This window comes from Acaryochloris sp. CCMEE 5410 (genome assembly GCF_000238775.2).
Classification (GTDB): Bacteria; Cyanobacteriota; Cyanobacteriia; order Thermosynechococcales; family Thermosynechococcaceae; genus Acaryochloris.
In genome coordinates, this window is the sequence record NZ_AFEJ02000004.1 from 44,552 (window position 1) to 59,222 (window position 14,671).

Here is a 14,671-nt window from a genome sequence, read left to right on the forward strand (position 1 = left end):
AAGCATTAGGCTTGAGGTTGGATATTCTGGGAGGGTTGATCGCAGCTTATTGGATTAGCCGCAACTGAGTTTGAGGCTTTACTTGGTTTAACAATCAATCTATAGTTTCCATCCTCCAGCTTTTGCCACCCTGTAGCCTCAACAACAAGGGGGGTGGATGATTTCACTTTGGAGGGGATTTTCGCGAAATCAGATGATCCGACCTCCCATTTCCAAATCTTAGATGATTGAGAGTGAGTGTCCTCTGGAAGTCCACCAGTGCCTAGAACCACAAATTCGCTGATTTTACCTGAAGGATTACAAACCGAAGCGATCTTAGGTGTGGAAGTAATATCGGGGGCAGGGGCAGTTGTTTCTTCTGAATCTATTTCCTCAACAATGATATCCACGTTGCCATTAGACTGTAAACCCGCATCCGAAGAGACACTGACTAAAACATCAGGACCAAAGTAGACCGCTAGGGCATTAATCAAAATATTGCCACCTTGAGCATCTTCAGCCTCAGCAGTAATACTGCTATTTCCTAGGGCAACCACGAAATCAGCAATAGCAGTTATATTTCCACCCTTACCCTGTTTTATCGCTGACGCAGATATCGAACCGTTTTCAAGGAGCAAAATATCGGCAAAGAGAACGACATTGCCACCATTACCACCATTTGTGATGCCCGAAATTCTCCCACTATTGGTGACCGTGATATTCTTAGCAACAATCTTAAGTTGCCCTGCGTTACCTGGCCCATCATTCTTGACAGTAATATCTGCTCCGTCAGAGACTTCCAAATTTCTTGTTTTTATAAACACACTTCCAGATTCACCAGTGGGAGTTGGAGGTAAACCAAGACCAATCCGAGTAACTGGATCAAGAAGATTGGCAGAAGAATCAATTAGGCTTGGATTAATAGAACCAGGGATTCTACCACTTACTTTGACGAAATCCGAGGCTTGGATCGTCACATTCCCGGCTGATCCGTTAGCGAAAGTTGATGCAGTTATACGTCCACCATTATCCACTGTTAAAGTGCGAGTGCTTATAACGACGCTGCCACCGTCTCCATTTCCATTAGATTGAGATGTAATTGCACTTGCAATAATACCAACTGGGTTAAAACCAGTTACAGATATATTCTCAGCCTCTATAATCGTATCCCCACCATCAGCATTGACATATCCTGTGTTGCTGAGTTGACCACCATCTTTGACAGCAAGATTCTGGGTACTCAACAAGATGTCTCCAGCACGACCATTTGCAGATGCAGTTGTCCCAACAATACTTCCAATGGGGAATAGAGGATCAAAGGAAGATTCACCTGTAACTTCTACTGATTTTTCCGAGTTGATTTTGATATTACCAGCGGTGGCAGAGCTAAAAGAGCGAGTAAAAACGGTTGACTTAAAATCAACGAGTAATTTTTTTGATGAAATCTTTATATCAGCTCCTTTCCCTGTAGAAAAAGCTTGAGTAAGCAAACCTCTCAAAGATCGAAAAAAGCCTGGGAACTGAGGGGTGAATTGGGTGTCACCTACTAGAGAAACAGTATCTTCTGCCGAAACACTTATATTCCCTCCAGAATTAGCACCATAATTGTCAATTAAAGCAAGTGAGGAATCAGTGATAGTAACATTTTCGCCAAATACATTAATTTTACTATTACCCAATCCACTTGCATTTAGTAATGATAGTTTTGCAAGTCTAATGTTTCCTTGTTTTACATTCTTTAATTCTGAAAATGACACTTCTAAAGGCAAACCACTATCGAGCTTGAGTTCACCAGAAATAATACTACCGATTTCAATTTGACCTGAAGGACTAGTTAACACTCCTCCTTCAAAATTTACGTTCCCACCGATTAAAGATAAAGTTTTTGTGGGTTTAACTTGTAATCCTGTTGGTAATGCTCCACTTGTTGAAGGAGGTAGAAATGGAGTACCAGTTGAAAAGAAGTTGTGACCTGGCCCTTGTACTTCTATCGAACTAGTACTTCCATTAAAACCTAACCCAATGATCTGAGGATCTTTAACGCTTAAGAGTGGCTTTGCTGAACTCCCGCTAAAAATTGTCCCGTCTTGTAACTTAAAATAATCAGCAGTTGTTGCTAGAAATGAACCATTTAGATCCAAGGTAGCATCTGGCCCAAAGACGATTCCATTTGGGTTCAGTAGAAATAAGTCAGCTTTACCTAAGACTCCTAGCTTTTCAAATAAATTTGAACGACTGCTGCCTGTTACTCGGGCCAGGATGGCATCTATACCAGTTGGATTAGTAAAATATGCCCCTCGACCTGTCTCTATACTAAACTCTTGAAAACTATGAAACTGAGATGATCCACGATTTGCTCCACCTTGGATTAAATCACTTGGAGTACTGTTGATAATTTGATTTGGAATTACTACAGATCGCTCATTCCCCAAGCTTGTATCTGGTATTATCTGAGCGCTAGCAAAAGCGAGTTCAATGAATAGAGTATATATTAATAAAAAAAACTTAATACATACGATATTTACTATTGTCTTTTTATAGAAATAACTCTGCATAAATCTAAATTTAATTTTTGTAATACCGAAAATTTTAGTCTATGGTCATGCGAAGTTACTTGTTACTACATAAAAATGACTACAAACTCCCATCCAAAAAATAATATTCCGGGAAGCTATGGCTATCCAATTGCTGGTGAATTGTTTAGCTTAGTCACAAATGAGCAATTATTTTATTGGAAACGTTATCAAAAATATGGTGCTATATATAAGACAAGTTTCTTAGGGAAGAAAACAGTTATAATAGCTGGCCCAGAAATTAATAGAGCTGTACTAAAAGATCAAGCATACAAATTCTCTTCATATTCGGGCTGGCAAGGATTAGAGCCATTGATAGGTAAAGGGTTGTTATTGCAAGATGGTCTTGAACATCAACATTCTAGAAAACTAATATTTCCAGCTTTCAGCAAGTGTGCTATATCGCAATATTTCACTAAAATTAAATCTATTGTAGAGGACTTTTTGAAAGAATATTGTCTAGATACAGATAAAAAACTTATTTCAGTATCTCGTGCTCTCACATTGAAGATTATCATAAATATACTGCTAACGTCTAATCATAAGATAGATATCGATAAGACTAGTCAATTATTCCATTATCTTATAGATGGGATGCTTGCATATATTCGATTAGATATCCCATTTATAACGTATGGTAAAGCTTTAAAAGCGCGTAGAGATTTATTTGATGAATTGGAAATTATAGTTAAAGATACACAAGGTAAAACTCTCTCTCACGATGATTCAAGTGTAATAGACTTTCTTGTACATTCTACAGATGAATCTGGAAATTCATTGTCAAATAATGAAATAATCTCTCAAATTTTTCAACTAGTACTAGGAGGCCATGAAACCACAGCGAAGCTGTTGTGCTGGACAATCATAATGTTGTCAAGACATATTGATTGGCAATCTAAGCTCAGAAATGAATATTATGAAGTTGTAGGTGACTCTGGTTTAACAGTTGATCATCTACCTAGGCTAAAGCTCATGGATGCAGTACTGAAAGAAGTTGAGAGATTATATCCACCGCTATATTTTATCCCTCGTGGCATCATCAGCGATTTTGAGTTCTCGGGTTTTACCTTTACATCTGACTGGTTAATTCACTTATCTCCATTAATCACACATCGAATGTCGAGTATATACACTAATCCTCATGACTTCGATCCTGAGCGTTTCTTACCACCTAGAGAAGAGCATAATCGTTATCCATATTCTTTGATTGGATTTGGAGGTGGTAAACATTTTTGCCTAGGAAATGAATTAGCAAATGTTGAAATGAAAATTATACTTGCAACACTGATAACGAATTATAGTTTCGATATTTTCCCAAATGTTTACTTTGACTCAATCTGCAAAGGTAAAAGAATTGCTAATAAATTTTTCTTTCGAACTTGTACCCTGCACTAGGCTCTACGCTTAGCCATCCCTATATCTTTAATTTTTTAAGAGTGGCTTTATCTACGGTGTACACATAAGTCGATTTTGAGCTATTTCCCACATGACTTCCCCAATCATCAGCCTCAACCCCAAGCCCAGCCCCCAGACCACCCCAGACCAACCCAAGTCCGTCCCTTCCGCTCCCAAGCTTCTCGACAAGACAGCATTCCCCAAGAAAGCACCGCAGGGAACCCGACCACCCAAGCGAGAACCAGAGCATGGGGAGCTTGGAGGAATACGTCGGAGTTCTAGGCGATCTCCCCGGACAATCAAACCTGAGTACACTCCCAAGACACGATCATCTGAAATCCCCCAGACTAGTCAGCCGAGAACCCCCAGAATTTCGGCAGACCTGGAGAGGCGATTTAGGAATCTGGAGCTGCGACAGAAGAACTTGGTGGAGCAAGCCAGGACGCGAGGGGAGCTGGAGTATCTGGCTGTTGCCAAAAATGGCACAGGGCAAGGGCAATACTTGATTACTGTGAAGGGGACAGGGAAGCCTTTCGTGAGGGAGGTGTTTGCTTCGGCTGAGTTTTGCTTGGAGTGCGCTTTTGAAATTGAGGAGAATTTTGAGATTTTGCAGGTGCTTGAGCTGAGGCCGACAGAGACGATGGAGCGGATTGAGGAGATGGTTGGAGTGTGGTTGGAGAGGGAGAGAGTGAGTAGGGTTTGGGGGAGTCTTGAGGATTCCCTTGTCACGCTTAGCTTACTGAGTTAGATATTTTAGCTTTCATCTTTTGACATTTTCCTACTCTTTTTTTCAAGCAATTTCCGCATATTATCTGTGAAACTTTTAGATGTAGACATACTAGCAGTCACTTGATTCACCAGAAAAACGAGGATCTTCCTAGATGCCATAGCATACTGTAAACATCCGTCATCTGATTCTGTATAGTCTCCCCGGCGCTTTGCATTGTCCTCCTTACGATTGCGGTAGTAATTGCGTTTGCGATCTCAGACTTGGATGCGTCAATAATATAAGGAACACAATGAGGAGATCCATGACTGAAACAGCACTCTACGGCTCTTGGAAATCGCCAATTACCTCTGAGTTGATTGTGTCTAACTCCATTCGGCTTGGGGGTATACAGCTCGACGGCAGTGATATTTATTGGTGTGAGTTTCGACCCACCGAGAATGGTCGGAGCTTAATTGTGCGCCGCACAGCTGATGGTGAAATAACTGATGTTACACCCACCTCATTTAATGTCCGTACCCGTGTTCATGAGTATGGTGGTGGGGCTTACTGGGTTGATCAAGGCGATTTATTTTTTGCCAATTTTCTAGACCAGAGACTTTATCAACAGTCGTTGTGCACATCTCCAGAACCGCTTACCCCCGAGAAACCATTACGGTATGCCGATGGTATAGTTGATCGCCTCCGGCGGCAACTGATCTGTGTACGCGAAGATCATACCCAAAACGACCAAGCGGTCATCAACACAATTGTTGCAATATCACTGGACGACCAGACTCAAACCGTGTTGGCCTCGGGGTGTGATTTTTATTCAACCCCTCGCCTTAACCCCAAAGGAACTCAACTGGCCTGGCTGAGTTGGAATCATCCTAATCTGCCCTGGGATGGGACCGAACTCTGGGTTGCCGAGATTGCGGATGATGGAACACTAGCCAAGCCTCAAAAGGTTGCTGGTGGCCTGAGCGAATCAATCTTTCAGCCCCAGTGGTCACCTGAGGGAGTTTTATACTTTATCGGAGATTCCACTGGCTGGTGGAATCTCTATCGCTGGCAAAATCAAACGGTTAAACCTCTCTACCCCCTGGAGGCTGAATTTGGCGAACCTCAGTGGGCATTTGGCATGTCAACCTACGGATTTGCCTCTGCCAATAGCTTAGTGTGTACCTACAAACTCGATGGTGTCCAACATTTGGCCCAATTGGATACGACTCATCTCACTCTCACTGAGATTGAAACACCTTATTCCAGTATGAGTGGCCTCAAGGTCGGGGCTGATTTTGTTGTGTTCTTAGGGAGCACTCCTAGCCAGCCAAGTGTACTTGTCCATCTGAATTTGTTAACAGGACAGCTTACTGAGCTTAGACGTTCTAGCCTTTTAGAGATTGAGGTTGGTTACCTATCCATCCCGGAAAACATTACGTTTCCGACTAGTCACAATCTCTCCGCCTATGGCATCTATTACCCACCCAGAAACAGAGACTACATTGCTCCTGAGAATACCCATCCCCCCTTGTTAGTGAGAAGTCACGGAGGACCGACAGCGGCGACTTCCTCCAACTTTAATCCAGTTATTCAATATTGGACCAGTCGTGGATTTGCTGTGTTGGATGTGAACTATGGTGGCAGTACGGGTTATGGTCGAGCCTACCGTGAGCGACTTAAGGGGAACTGGGGCATTGTTGATATTGATGATTGTATCAACGGGGCAAAATATCTAGTGGCTCAGGGCAAAGCTGACCCCGAGCATCTGGCTATTGACGGCGGCAGTTCCGGGGGCTACACCACTCTAGGAGCACTAACTTTTCATGATGTTTTCAAAGCGGGAGCCAGCTACTATGGCATCAGTGACATGGTAGCCTTGGCCCGTGATACTCATAAGTTTGAGTCACGCTATATCGATAGCCTGGTTGGTCCCTACCCCGAATGTAAAGACCTCTACAACGCACGATCTCCTATCAATTTTACTGACCAGCTTTCCTGCCCTGTAATTTTTCTACAGGGCGATGAAGACAAGATTGTGTTGCCCAACCAGTCTGAGTTAATGGTTAGTGCCTTACGAAAAAAGAACATTCCAGTAGCTTATTTGTTGTTTGAAGGAGAACAGCACGGTTTTCGTAAAGCAGACAATATCAAGCGGGCTTTGGACGCTGAGTTTTATTTTTACAGTCGGGTGTTTGGGTTTGAGCCTGCTGAGGAGATTGAAGCCGTGGAGATTTGGGGAATAGAGAAAGAGGAATCTATAGCCCCTGAGGTAGACAGAATCAATACTGAATTGTCAGGTGACAATTAGACCCCGTCTCTTCCCAGCTTTTCGTAATGCTTTGGTAAATGCCTTTCAGCATTACACATCCAGTAAGCGTTATGAGCAGGGAACCACGTCTCAGCCAGTAGAGTTGTTCCACTCTATTTACAGAAATTTTGGTGTGGGTTCTCTGCTATATTTATTCACTGGAGAAATATCAGAAGTAGCAAAGTCTCAACCCACTGCAGTAGATATGTCCATTGATTTGATGGGACCAAAGGAACTGATCCGTTTACTACATCGAATTGCTGATCGCCTTGAATTTCTGATTAGCGAAGAGCCAGGAGAGAGTTAAATCACCGCCTCCCCAATCCTTAGCTCCACTACATCAACAAATCACCATTCCAAGGATTCAGCGGGGTATTGGGTTAATGCTCTATTGAATCACTGCAAAGCGTTTTTATTTGACTTAGCTTTTTCTTTGGCACCCAGTTCAGGCTTACTCTCGTCCCCTGCCTCACCTTTAGGCTTTTGTCCTAGCTTCTTCTTCCCAACAAGATAAATTCCTTCTGACACTGGAATTAGAATAGTCCCCCAGAACCACCAGCGAACACCGGAATCGCCAAAGTGAAGCCAGAAAAGAACTCTATGGCGTTGAAACCATTAACGTTGAAAGCATTACCTTGCCGTTTTTTGAAAGCATTACCTTGCCGCTGCTGACCTAAAAACCCTATTCTTTCGTTGAATTCATACTTGTGATCGCAAACAGCCTGAAAGCGTAAAGTTGCCGAAAGTCGGATTTGAAAGCATAAGCTTGCCGAAAGTTTTGCTGAGAAATTGCTGAAAGCATTGATATCTCGTAGAAAGTCTTCAACGTACCCAGTAAATGACACTCAATCGGCAAGGTTATGCTTTCAAACGGCAAGGTAATGGTTACAGCGACAATTTGAGATGCTTATTATCTGAGATACTTTTTAGTCAAATTTTAGTCAAAGTCCAAATAACGAAATTTTGACATAAGTGTACGGAAACGGCCATTGACGTACACTAAAATGGTCTACGGTGAGATCAAAGATCGCAATGGCAGAATCTGGGTTAGTTCGCTTAGAAATCGATGAGTCGGCAGTTGATGTCGATTTGCTTAGAGCAGTCTTGGTGGAGAAAACCAAACCCTCCACGCGGGAAGGGTATACCAAGGATCTGGTGGACTTCTTTTTATTCGTGACCCAAGGGGAAATGGTCTATGGAGTTGAGGGACCGAAGCGAAAAAGTGAGATAAAGGCGCAGGTGAAGAGGGAATTATCTAGGCTTAGTCAATCCTTTGTGGGGATTGGCCGATTGAAAGCTTTGGAATTAGCCGCTCGGTATCGGGAATGCATGATGCAGCGAGGGTTGCAGGCAAATACCATCAATCGGCGGTTGTCCGCAGTGAAGTCCATGGTGCGGATGGCCAGACGTTTGGAAATGTGTGATTGGACTTTGGCGGAAGTAGATGGCCTAACAGTAAAACCTTATCGGGATACTCGGGGAATTACAGCCTCTCAATTTCGACTGATGATGGTGTTCGTCAATCGGTTTTCTTTGGCTGGGGCTCGGGATTTCGCAATGTTGACGCTGTTGTGGGAGGCGGGATTGCGACGGTCTGAGCTGGTGGGCTGTGATGCCCGTCATTTTGACTCGGAGCAGAAACGGTTATCGATTTTGGGGAAAGGAAGGAACGAAAGAGAGTGGATTGATTTGACGGAAAGTGGGGTACGAGCCATTTCAGAGTGGCTGGAACTGCGAGAAGTTTATGGCCTCACGGAGCCGTTGTTTATCTCGTTGGATCGGGCGAATTGGGGGTCGAGGTTGTCGGGGACGTCGGTATATCGAATTGTCCGAGCTCTAGCAAAGAAGGCTGGGGTGAGCGAGAACTTTGGGCCTCATAAGGTACGTCATAGTGGCACAACGACTTATCTAGAAATGACGGGTGGGGACTTAAGGGGGGCACAGGCGTATTCCCGACATGCCAATCTGAATACGCTCAAGTTCTATGATGACAATCGCAAGCAGCTTCAGAAGAAGGCTTCAGCGAAGTTGGCTGAGAAGATTTCGTGGAATCAGACCTCAGATAAGTCGTCAGATTAATGCTGCTGTAACCAGTTCAGTCGCGAAGAGTTACCTGCGATGGTATCCGACCGGCCTAAGTCCTGCGGACAGCAAGCAACAGCCATCGCGGCTCGGATACGCTGGGATATGTATTTGTTAGTGGATTTGGATGATATTAGTTGGTTAAGCGGCAGCGGGTTGCTCCCGCTGATTTTAACATGTTGAGCTTTTAGAAAATGATCGTCTGGCCTGAAAGTCCTACCCAAGCTTGCTTTGAGATGTAGCCTCTTATTACTTGGATTGATGTTGTGCCAACCAGTTCACTAGGTCTGCAGGTTTTGTAAAGTCGAGCAAGGCTTCACCCAAAGTTTCGAGCTGTTCGAGGGAGAGGGATTGGAGTTGCGATCGCAACTCTGGGGAAATGTCACCAATGCGACGGTTAAGTTGGCGGAGGACAAGTGATTGAGCTTCTCGCAGAGCACCAGTCTGTTCACCTTCTTCACGGCCCTCTTCGCGGCCTTCTTGCAGAGACTCCTGCCGAATTTCTTGATACCAAGGTGACTCTCGTAACACTGTCATATCCCACCTCATAATCTGCCGGACCAGCTCTGTATCCAGAACAAAGCTAGCAAAGAATCCTAATAGAGATTCTAACTCAACCAATTCCTCATTCAGTTGCAACTGCTCCAAGGCCCGCCTGACAGTCTGCTGATTTCCACCATTCTTGAGAATCGGGACAAAGGGCAATAAGGTATCCAGGGATCGCTCGAACACAAGTTCTGCTTCGATATCCCACAAGTTTATGACGTAGTAATCTTGCCGAGCCTGAAGACCGAGGAAATTGGATTCAAAGCGATCTTCTACGACAACTTGGGTAGAGTGCGGCAGAATATTAACCAACACTGGATAGACAGGTAAGCCATAACTTTCCTGAGCGAGGGCAGCATAGGCTCTCATTCTCAAGGGCATTTTGTCCGTGTATCGGAGTTGCAGCTCAGTGAGAATCAAAAACTTTCCGTGAATGGGGCTTTCCGCCTTCATGAGGACATGGTTTTCACGACTGACCCACTGAAATTCGGACCCCAGAATTTCGAGCGCGACGACATCAGCTTGTTGTGTGACCCACTGTGCCCAAGCATCGGGAGCCAATCCCAACAATCGTTTACCGCCAATGTCTGAAACTTTGGGCACGCCCTCATTCCTTTTGATAAAAGCTAGTGTGAGATCGTCTCAGCCATCTTACTGGATGGGGCGAGTCCCAGGCTTAGGCTACCGTATCAATATAGTGATTCATACCGACTTCACTTCATTGAGGCTGATATGAAGGATCTGAATGATGAGATGTGGGGATGGTGAGCAGCAGAAATATGACCTGCCAGGAACACGGTAAGGTAATTTATAACCCCATCAGGATTAAGTTGGGATGAAGGAGGGGCTGATGACTGGCAAATTTGAGATAAAAACAGCTACTGATAGGCAATTCCACTTCAATCTGGTCGCAACAAATGGGCAGGTTATTCTCTCAAGTCAGTTATACACCGCTAAAGCGAGTGCCCAGAATGGTATTGAATCCGTGAAAGTTAATGCTCCAATTGATAGTCAATACGACCGAAGAATGTCTAAGAGCGATGAACCCTATTTTGTACTGAAGGCAGCTAATGGTGAGATTATCGGCACGAGTGAGATGTATTCCTCCAAGCAGGCAATGGAGAATGGGATTGACTCTGTTAAGCACAATGCCCCAGAAGCCGGGGTTGAAGACTTAACGTTATCGTCTTAGCCTAAGTGAAGGGTTGCTGACCACAGAAAGATTCAGACACTTTTTGAGTGCAGCGCAGCCATACTGGATGTGGGTGTCCGCAGGGTCTCCTGAGGCAGCTCAGATTGTTTCATATAAACCGAACTGAGCAGAATATCTAGTAGGTTTGCTTGTCTAGTTGAGCTTTGGTATCTGCGCCAGCGTGGTCTGCCTTGACTTTCATTCATTTCATCTAGCTTTGCTCCCCACTCTTAGAGTTTCGCTTCCATTTCCCCTTGATACGCATTTCTATCTTCCATAATCTTTCTCCTAAGTTATTGAATTCAGAATCACTAAATCTTCTTAAGTCAGTCGTAGTTCTGAAAAGTGGGTGTTCATACCAAGATCTTCCTTTCGGTGGATTCCTCAGATCGGCATGAAATTCTACGATAAAGAGGGTTTCAACAAAAACTCACTCAAGGGAGGCAGGCATTATGGTTCAAATGCAAAGTGCTGCTCCGATTCATGTAGCTATTTTACTCGAAAATCAGTTTGAGGATTCAGAATTTCAAGTTCCTTACACGGCTTTACTGCAGGCAACAGCCCAGGTGAAGGTTATAGGCACCCGGATGAATGATGAATACCAAGGGCAGGGTGGCAATGTTTCTCATAAACCTGATGCCACCACTACTGAAGTCAGAGCACAAGATTTTGATGCTCTTGTAATCCCTGGTGGGAGCGCTCCTGATAGGATTCGCACTAATCCTCAAGCTATTCGCTTAGTGACGGACGCAATAAATCTAGGAAGACTTGTGGCTGTGGTCTGCCATGGCCCGCAAGTTTTAATTGAAGCAGATTTAATCCGGGATAGACGAGTCACTGGTTTTCGGGCCATTCGCAAAGACATTGTGAATGCGGGTGGGCAGTATCTTGATCAACCTGTCGTCATGGATGGCAATCTCATGACAGCTCGTCGTCCTAGCGATCTTCCTGTGTTCACTACGATGCTTCTGCAAGAGCTAGGATTAACCATTCCAGGAAAACCGCTGCCATTGATAACGGATCAGACCTATCCCTGGTGGGAATTAGGGGAACTGTGGCAAGGCTCTAGCAAGCAAGATATTTTGAATGCATTGAATACCGCAATTGTCGGTGAACGTTACACGCTTGCAGCCTTCCAAAAATACAAAGAACAAGCCACTAATGCTGACTTCCGAATTTTAGTACAAGAGGTGATTGCCACGAAGCACCGCCATGTGGAACTCTTGGAATATCGTTTAAGGGACTTCGGTGAAACAGTCACCTGGCAAGCCATAGGCAGCGAACCCTTAGTTGCATTGCAAAGCTGGCTCCAATCCAGTGATGACGAATCTTTAATGCGTAGAGCTTTGGGAGATTTACAAACAGGTGCAGTGGATGCGCTGCACCTGAGTACTCAACTGACCGATCCACAAACGGCTGAGCTAATAAATCAAATCAGCGATAATCTACAGCATCATGTTGAAGGCTTAGGGGAGCTTTACCGTGCTCGCTGGGGCGGTAAAGCAGTAAAGCCTCCCCTTCCAACCACAATGGCAATGGGCTAAATCGGTCAGTTGTCGCATCTCATGAAAGCTGTGTTTTACATTTTGATTGCGAGTTAACCATTCATGCCTAAGGAGTTACAATTGCTGGCTATAAAAGAACTAGATACTCAAAAGACAATTGAATTGCTAAATCAGATTATGGAGTTTGAGCTAGCTGGGGTAGTTCGATATACACATTACAGTCTGATGGTTACTGGCCCAAACCGTTTACCCATTGTTGAATTTTTCCAAGCACAAGCCAGTGAATCTTTACTTCATGCCCAAGAATCAGGGGAGATTCTAACGGGTTTAGAAGGACATCCAAGCCAACGGATTGCACCTATCGAAGAAACAAATCAACATGCGGTTCGTGACCTGCTACAAGAAAGCCTCAATCATGAACAAAAAGCCTTGGTGCTATATAAACAGCTTCTAGAGGTCGTTTCTGGTGCCAGGGTCTATTTAGAAGAATTTGCTCGCACCCAAATTGGGCAAGAAGAAAGACACAACCTCGTCATCAAGAAAATGTTGCGTGACTTCAGTTGAGGTAAGTAGTTGAATCTTTCTCGATAGCGAATCACTGGTGAAGTGGAAGAAAATAGGCAGGAATTCATCTCAAAGGTAGATTACGAGTCATAGCTATACCCATTACGCTAGTCAGTAAATTGACTGAATAACTGAACTTGCCTATGATCTCTATTCCCTCCTTGACACTGCAACAATTAGAACTCCTTAGACTAGCTAAGAAACACTCGAACGAGATAATTTTGCTCTTTTATGAAACGCCCGTTCTTAACGATAGGGAGCCACCGAAAGGGCATCCTCCAACCATTCAAGAACTGGTTGATGCTCAGCTGATTCAAGTCCAATCGAATGGAATTTCACTGAGAAATTCAGAGTTGCAACAGCGGAGTTGGGCAGACTATTGTGAAGGTCTAGGTCAACCCTCTCGATATGATTGGAGTCTATGGCGAAAGCAATTTTCTGACCATCCAGAAGGGTTAGACTACTTTATGGTACCGGGTGAAAATATGGAAGAATTTAGTCAGGTTTGGATACATGAGATCAGCCTGCAAGCGATTCAGCCCAGTAATTTATGAGAGGAACTTGCACCTATTAATGATTGGCTTGTTAGCGCTCATAAGGTCTGGGGGCATGGTTCAAAAATAATGGATTTTGGGTTACACTTCCACTGCGAAATAAACCATTAATTTTCGATGGCTTGAGGTCTGCTTATTCCAATCAGTTCAGACTATGCTCTTTGGAATCGCTTGAATCCCAATAGCTCCAGCCAGTGAGGATGAGGTTCTCCCGTCAGCTACTCCTTAGGGCTTATACCCTGTCGTTCTAGAACCTCACTGCGCATGAAGCAGCTGTGGTTCAGGAAGTATTGCAACAGTCCCAAATAGGAGTTCCCAAGAGTATGCCGAAAAAAAAGTAATTGCGCAGTCGAGAATTGAGATTTTCAACTAGCGAACTGGTTCTAGATATCTTTGTTGCCATTATTCCCAGTAGGCAATGGAGGTGGGCTGTTTGCGATGCAGTAGACAGACTTCTCTAACCTTGGCTAGAGAGACTTCCAGGCGTTCAGCAATCAACGCGAGTTTTTGATCCAATACCCTTGAAAACGCCATGAGCTGATCGCGTTGCTCGAACAATGCTTTCCACAGATTGCCAAGCTTCTTCCAGGAGGTCTGGAGCATCACGTACAAATAATTCCTGTGATATTTCTTGAAGTTGCTGATCGCAACCGCCAATTTAGGCTTATCCAACTTCCCTAAGAAGCCGGATGGTCCTGAGAGCATCCAATCTTCCCCAAGGGTAAAAGGCGAGAGAGAATAATTTCAGGCGATGTGCGACTAAAAGTTTGTAACCGTTGATTCCTCGTTTTCTCTGGCTAAATGTTGTGATCAGTAGCAACGTAGTATCAGTACTTTCAGGAAAGTTGCACATCGCCTAATTTCTCCCATTTTCAGGCGAGCAATGTAGCGATCCTGAGGTCTCTTTTGGATCAAAACCTTATATTTTTCACCATGAGCCAGTTCATCAGCACCAGATGATCCAGCGATCTCTCCGTTACAGCGAACAAACCCAGCAGTATGTCAGAAAATCCATCAAGCGGATTGCCAAACAGTTGGACAGTCGGCCCATCACCTGTTGTAAATACTACATACATCCGGTCAATATCGAGAGTTGTATCAAAGCCAAGCTCCTGAGTCTGATACAGCAGAAATTAGATGTCCCACTTCAGCTACTGCCTGATGAGCAAAGGATCTTGTTAGTCCTCCGCCAGATCTCATCTACTTAGGGCTAGATCTTTCCTTTGACGTTCAAAAGCAGGGTTTGCTAGCATAAATGGCCCGA

Annotated in this window: 14 protein-coding genes; 10 read left to right on the plus strand and 4 right to left on the minus strand. The window is 44.2% G+C overall.

Annotated elements, in window-relative coordinates; all coding sequences use genetic code 11:
- Positions 1-5 precede the first annotated feature (5 nt).
- Positions 6-2,534 (minus strand): filamentous hemagglutinin N-terminal domain-containing protein, encoded by a 2,529-nt coding sequence (locus ON05_RS32445; RefSeq protein WP_139025908.1) that lies wholly within the window; start codon positions 2,532-2,534, stop codon positions 6-8.
- Positions 2,535-2,609: 75 nt separating this feature from the next.
- Here ON05_RS32445 and ON05_RS32450 point away from each other — a divergent pair, with 75 nt between their 5' ends.
- The 4 genes from ON05_RS32450 (at position 2,610) to ON05_RS32465 (ending at position 7,271) form a co-directional block, all read left to right on the plus strand.
- The gene (locus ON05_RS32450) at positions 2,610-3,947 is read left to right on the plus strand and encodes a cytochrome P450 (RefSeq protein ID WP_010476084.1); all 1,338 of its coding nucleotides are present in this window, start codon (positions 2,610-2,612) and stop codon (positions 3,945-3,947) included.
- Between the two features lie 91 nt (positions 3,948-4,038).
- Positions 4,039-4,695, plus strand: a complete 657-nt coding sequence (locus ON05_RS32455) for a hypothetical protein (RefSeq protein ID WP_010476086.1) — start codon at positions 4,039-4,041, stop codon at positions 4,693-4,695.
- 283 nt (positions 4,696-4,978) lie between these two features.
- On the plus strand, positions 4,979-6,964 hold the full coding sequence (locus ON05_RS32460) for a prolyl oligopeptidase family serine peptidase (protein WP_010476087.1): 1,986 nt from the start codon (positions 4,979-4,981) through the stop codon (positions 6,962-6,964).
- The gene (locus tag ON05_RS32465) at positions 6,954-7,271 is read left to right on the plus strand and encodes a hypothetical protein (RefSeq protein ID WP_010476088.1); all 318 of its coding nucleotides are present in this window, start codon (positions 6,954-6,956) and stop codon (positions 7,269-7,271) included. Before ON05_RS32460 ends, ON05_RS32465 begins: the two co-directional genes overlap by 11 nt.
- Before the next feature lie 226 nt (positions 7,272-7,497).
- Here ON05_RS32465 and ON05_RS32470 read toward each other — a convergent pair whose 3' ends face one another.
- Positions 7,498-7,809 (minus strand): hypothetical protein, encoded by a 312-nt coding sequence (locus tag ON05_RS32470; RefSeq protein ID WP_010476089.1) that lies wholly within the window; start codon positions 7,807-7,809, stop codon positions 7,498-7,500.
- Positions 7,810-7,996: 187 nt separating this feature from the next.
- On the opposite strand from ON05_RS32470, the gene ON05_RS32475 reads away from it, so the two are divergent.
- Entirely contained in the window at positions 7,997-9,043 is a 1,047-nt protein-coding gene (locus tag ON05_RS32475; protein ID WP_010476090.1) for a tyrosine-type recombinase/integrase, read from the plus strand.
- A 252-nt stretch (positions 9,044-9,295) separates the two neighbouring features.
- Here ON05_RS32475 and ON05_RS32480 read toward each other — a convergent pair whose 3' ends face one another.
- On the minus strand, positions 9,296-10,195 hold the full coding sequence (locus ON05_RS32480) for a DUF4351 domain-containing protein (protein ID WP_010476091.1): 900 nt from the start codon (positions 10,193-10,195) through the stop codon (positions 9,296-9,298).
- 247 nt (positions 10,196-10,442) lie between these two features.
- Between ON05_RS32480 and ON05_RS32485 the strand changes: the two genes are divergently transcribed.
- The 4 genes from ON05_RS32485 (at position 10,443) to ON05_RS32500 (ending at position 13,407) form a co-directional block, all read left to right on the plus strand.
- Positions 10,443-10,784: a YegP family protein gene (locus tag ON05_RS32485; protein ID WP_010476092.1), complete on the plus strand. Its 342-nt coding sequence runs from the start codon at positions 10,443-10,445 to the stop codon at positions 10,782-10,784.
- 452 nt (positions 10,785-11,236) lie between these two features.
- A complete protein-coding gene (locus ON05_RS32490) occupies positions 11,237-12,328 on the plus strand; it encodes a DJ-1/PfpI/YhbO family deglycase/protease (RefSeq protein ID WP_010476093.1) in 1,092 nt (363 codons plus the stop codon).
- A gap of 90 nt (positions 12,329-12,418) precedes the next feature.
- On the plus strand, positions 12,419-12,853 hold the full coding sequence (locus tag ON05_RS32495) for a bacterioferritin (protein ID WP_029315346.1): 435 nt from the start codon (positions 12,419-12,421) through the stop codon (positions 12,851-12,853).
- Between the two features lie 221 nt (positions 12,854-13,074).
- A complete protein-coding gene (locus tag ON05_RS32500; protein WP_316964655.1) occupies positions 13,075-13,407 on the plus strand; it encodes a hypothetical protein in 333 nt (110 codons plus the stop codon).
- Positions 13,408-13,809: 402 nt separating this feature from the next.
- Here the strand turns inward: ON05_RS32500 and ON05_RS32505 are convergent, their stop codons facing one another.
- The gene (locus ON05_RS32505; RefSeq protein WP_010476096.1) at positions 13,810-14,112 is read right to left on the minus strand and encodes a hypothetical protein; all 303 of its coding nucleotides are present in this window, start codon (positions 14,110-14,112) and stop codon (positions 13,810-13,812) included.
- Positions 14,113-14,363: 251 nt separating this feature from the next.
- On the opposite strand from ON05_RS32505, the gene ON05_RS32510 reads away from it, so the two are divergent.
- Positions 14,364-14,615, plus strand: coding sequence for a hypothetical protein (locus ON05_RS32510; protein ID WP_010476097.1), 252 nt, complete (start codon positions 14,364-14,366; stop codon positions 14,613-14,615).
- The last annotated feature ends 56 nt before the right edge of the window (positions 14,616-14,671 follow it).

Excerpts from the sequence above, each read along its gene's own strand:
- ON05_RS32510 (WP_010476097.1), top strand. The coding sequence starts at position 14,364 with ATGATCCAGCGATCTCTCCGTTACAGCGAACAAACCCAGCAGTATGTC.
- ON05_RS32475 (WP_010476090.1), top strand. The coding sequence starts at position 7,997 with ATGGCAGAATCTGGGTTAGTTCGCTTAGAAATCGATGAGTCGGCAGTT.
- ON05_RS32485 (WP_010476092.1), top strand. The coding sequence starts at position 10,443 with ATGACTGGCAAATTTGAGATAAAAACAGCTACTGATAGGCAATTCCAC.
- ON05_RS32460 (WP_010476087.1), top strand. The coding sequence starts at position 4,979 with ATGACTGAAACAGCACTCTACGGCTCTTGGAAATCGCCAATTACCTCT.
- ON05_RS32490 (WP_010476093.1), top strand. The coding sequence starts at position 11,237 with ATGGTTCAAATGCAAAGTGCTGCTCCGATTCATGTAGCTATTTTACTC.
- ON05_RS32505 (WP_010476096.1), bottom strand. The coding sequence starts at position 14,112 with ATGCTCTCAGGACCATCCGGCTTCTTAGGGAAGTTGGATAAGCCTAAA.
- ON05_RS32455 (WP_010476086.1), top strand. The coding sequence starts at position 4,039 with ATGACTTCCCCAATCATCAGCCTCAACCCCAAGCCCAGCCCCCAGACC.
- ON05_RS32450 (WP_010476084.1), top strand. The coding sequence starts at position 2,610 with ATGACTACAAACTCCCATCCAAAAAATAATATTCCGGGAAGCTATGGC.
- ON05_RS32445 (WP_139025908.1), bottom strand. The coding sequence starts at position 2,534 with ATGCAGAGTTATTTCTATAAAAAGACAATAGTAAATATCGTATGTATT.